Here is a 2,589-nt window from a genome sequence, read left to right on the forward strand (position 1 = left end):
CCAGCATCACCGCGCCGAGCAGCAGCGCGTAGCCGATCCCGCCGACGAGGGTCGCGAGCCCGGTGAACAGCATGCGCGGCAGGCCCGCGCCCGGCTGCCACTCGGGCGCGGCCTTGGAATCGTGGTCGTGCCCGGCATGCGCCAGCACGATCGGCAGGCGATCGGGCATCGGGGCGACGGCGGCTGCGGAGCCGGGGGTGGCCTGGGTCTCGTAGCGCTCGGCCGCGATGATCAGCGGCGAGGTGAGCGCGAGTTCGAGGCCCGTCACCAGGACGGCCGCGAGGAAGCCGGCGGCGAGCGCCGCCGACAGGAGCCGGATGAGCATGGGAGCGCCTGGGTTCAGGCGGTCAATGGCAGGGGAAGTTCTGCGTGTGCCGGAAGTCGTGCGCCGCGTTGTGCAGCGCCGAGGCGGGCGAGAAGCCGGCGAGGAACACGAGCCCGAGGCCGAGCATGGCGGCGACGGCGATGGCGACGAAGCCTTCGTTCGCGCGGGTGCCGGTTTGGGTGAGGGTCTGGGTGGTCATGTCGACAACATCTCCGGCCGCCCCGCCGGCGGCGTTCGAGAAAGCGCGGGGGACGGCAGGTCTCCTGGCTCGCGGATCGCCGCGCCTGCCGCCTTCCCGAAACATCGGTGGCCGAGGGCAGGAGCTAACCGCTCACAGTTGCGGGGGCAGCCGCGGAATCGGGTTTCCCCTCACCGCATTCCCTTTTCACCCCGTCTCCGGGGCACCGTCTCCACCAGCCATAGCCTGTCCGGCGCACCCGCACAACGGAGGCTTTGACGGGCACGCCACGGTTGGGGCATGGGTCTTCGCCATGCAGCAGGCCGCGCCTCGGACGACCCTCGTGCTCGGCGGTGCGCGCTCGGGCAAGAGCGCCTACGCCGAGAGGCTGATCGAGGCGGAGCCCGGCCCCTGGTTCTACCTCGCAACGGCGCAGGCCTGGGACGACGAGATGCGCGCGCGGATCGCCCTCCACCGGTCCCGCCGGTCCGGCGACTGGATCACGCGGGACGTGCCGACGGCGCTGGCCGCGGCGATCGCCGACGCGCCGGGACCGGTGCTGGTCGACTGCCTCACGCTGTGGCTCACGAACCTGATCCTCGCCGACGCCGACCTCGACGCCGAGACGCAGGCCCTGGTCATCGCCTGCCGGGCGGCGCGGGGCCCCCTCGTTCTGGTCTCGAACGAGGTCGGCCTCGGGATCGTCCCGGACAACGCGCTCGCCCGCCGCTTCCGCGATGCGGCCGGGCGCCTCCACCAGGCCCTCGCGGCCGAATGCGACCGCGTCGTGCTGACGGTCGCCGGGTTGCCGCTGACCGTGAAACCGCAGGGAACGTCATGACCGACGACGCCAAGCCCGACGACGCCAAGCCTGACGACGCCAAGCCTGACGACGCGACGCGCCATCGCGAGAAGATGGAGAAGCGCAAGGCGGTTCAGGACGCCGAGGTGGCGGCCAAGACGATCGAGAAGGGGCTCCTCATCGTCAACACCGGCCCCGGCAAGGGCAAGACCACGGCGGCGCTCGGCCTTGCGCTCCGCATGCTCGGACGCGGGCACCGGGTCGGCATCGTGCAGTTCATCAAGGGCGCCTGGGACACCGGCGAGGCGCATGCGCTCAAGGTCTTCGGCGACCGGGTCGCGTGGCACGCCATGGGCGAGGGCTTCACCTGGGAGACGCAAGACAAGGCTCGCGACATCGCCGCCTGCCTCAACGCCTGGAACCAGGCGACCGACCTGATGGCCGACCCCGGCATCCGCCTGCTCATCCTCGACGAGCTCAACATCGCGCTGCGCTACGACTACCTCGACCTCGATGCGGTGGTCGCGACGCTCAAGGCCCGCCGCCCGGACCTCCACGTCGTCGTCACCGGCCGCAACGCCAAGCCCGCGCTGATCGAAGCCGCCGACCTGGTCACCGAGATGGGCAGCGTGAAGCACCACTTCGCAGCGGGCGTGAAGGCGCAGGAGGGCATCGAGTTTTGATCGGTCGTCGGCGCGGCGTGGTGCGCCTTCCAGGCCAGCCAGTCCTCGATGCGCAAATTTTCGACGCGGTCGAACTCGCGGCCGTTGTCCGCGAATGCGGGCAATGTGCGAGCGCCGCGCAAGCATCGGCCTACAAATCCACTGGGTCCGGCTCTGCCCGATCGACAGGCTCGATATCGCCTTCGCGATCGAGCGATGGAAGCCCGTCGAGCGGGGCGATCAGGGTCGGGTGCACGATCGTATCAATGGCGAAATGGTCGCCGTCGCTTTGCATGACGGCGTGGTTCCGATTTTCAGGAAGCACTCTGATCGTTCGCTTCATTGCATCCGATCGCTCCGCTTTCTGGCGAGCTTATGCCGCGCGGAAGGAGGAAGGACATCTTTCTTCCTTCGCCATGCCTTCGGTGACGGCATGACCCGCGCCCTGATGATCCAGGGCACCGGCTCCGACGTCGGCAAGTCGCTGATCGTCGCCGGGCTCGCGCGGGCCTTCACCCGGCGCGGGCTGCGCGTGCGCCCGTTCAAGCCGCAGAACATGTCGAACAACGCCGCCGTCACCGCCGACGGCGGCGAGATCGGGCGGGCGCAGGCGCTGCAGGCG

The 2,589-nt window shown here is 70.1% G+C and carries 4 protein-coding genes, 1 pseudogene and 1 riboswitch; of the genes and pseudogenes, 3 read left to right on the top strand and 2 right to left on the bottom strand.

The window, feature by feature from the left end; translation table 11 throughout:
- Together FV222_RS22635 and FV222_RS22640 are read right to left on the bottom strand one after the other, a co-directional pair.
- A partial coding sequence (locus FV222_RS22635) for a CbtA family protein (protein WP_187277430.1) occupies positions 1-325 on the bottom strand: 325 nt, incomplete at its 3' end.
- A gap of 22 nt (positions 326-347) precedes the next feature.
- Positions 348-524, bottom strand: coding sequence for a CbtB-domain containing protein (locus tag FV222_RS22640; protein ID WP_147761371.1), 177 nt, complete (start codon positions 522-524; stop codon positions 348-350).
- Between the two features lie 36 nt (positions 525-560).
- A riboswitch (cobalamin riboswitch) is annotated at positions 561-749 on the bottom strand.
- 67 nt (positions 750-816) lie between these two features.
- On the opposite strand from FV222_RS22640, the gene cobU reads away from it, so the two are divergent.
- The 3 genes and pseudogenes from cobU to FV222_RS31455 form a co-directional block, all read left to right on the top strand.
- Positions 817-1,344, top strand: a complete 528-nt coding sequence (cobU, locus tag FV222_RS22645; RefSeq protein WP_147761370.1) for a bifunctional adenosylcobinamide kinase/adenosylcobinamide-phosphate guanylyltransferase — start codon at positions 817-819, stop codon at positions 1,342-1,344.
- Positions 1,341-1,988 carry a cob(I)yrinic acid a,c-diamide adenosyltransferase gene (gene cobO / locus FV222_RS22650; RefSeq protein ID WP_147761369.1) on the top strand — a complete coding sequence of 216 codons (648 nt, stop codon included), beginning with the start codon at positions 1,341-1,343 and terminating at the stop codon, positions 1,986-1,988. The genes cobU and cobO overlap by 4 nt, the downstream gene beginning before the upstream one ends.
- A gap of 103 nt (positions 1,989-2,091) precedes the next feature.
- A pseudogene (locus tag FV222_RS31455) lies at positions 2,092-2,589 on the top strand (AAA family ATPase); the annotation flags it as partial.

The sequence above is a fragment of the Methylobacterium sp. WL103 genome, from assembly GCF_008039885.1.
Classification (GTDB): domain Bacteria; phylum Pseudomonadota; class Alphaproteobacteria; order Rhizobiales; family Beijerinckiaceae; genus Methylobacterium; species Methylobacterium cerastii.

Coding starts and splice junctions, on each gene's coding strand:
- FV222_RS22640 (WP_147761371.1), bottom strand. CDS start 524: ATGACCACCCAGACCCTCACCCAAACCGGCACCCGCGCGAACGAAGGC.
- cobU (WP_147761370.1), top strand. CDS start 817: ATGCAGCAGGCCGCGCCTCGGACGACCCTCGTGCTCGGCGGTGCGCGC.
- cobO (WP_147761369.1), top strand. CDS start 1,341: ATGACCGACGACGCCAAGCCCGACGACGCCAAGCCTGACGACGCCAAG.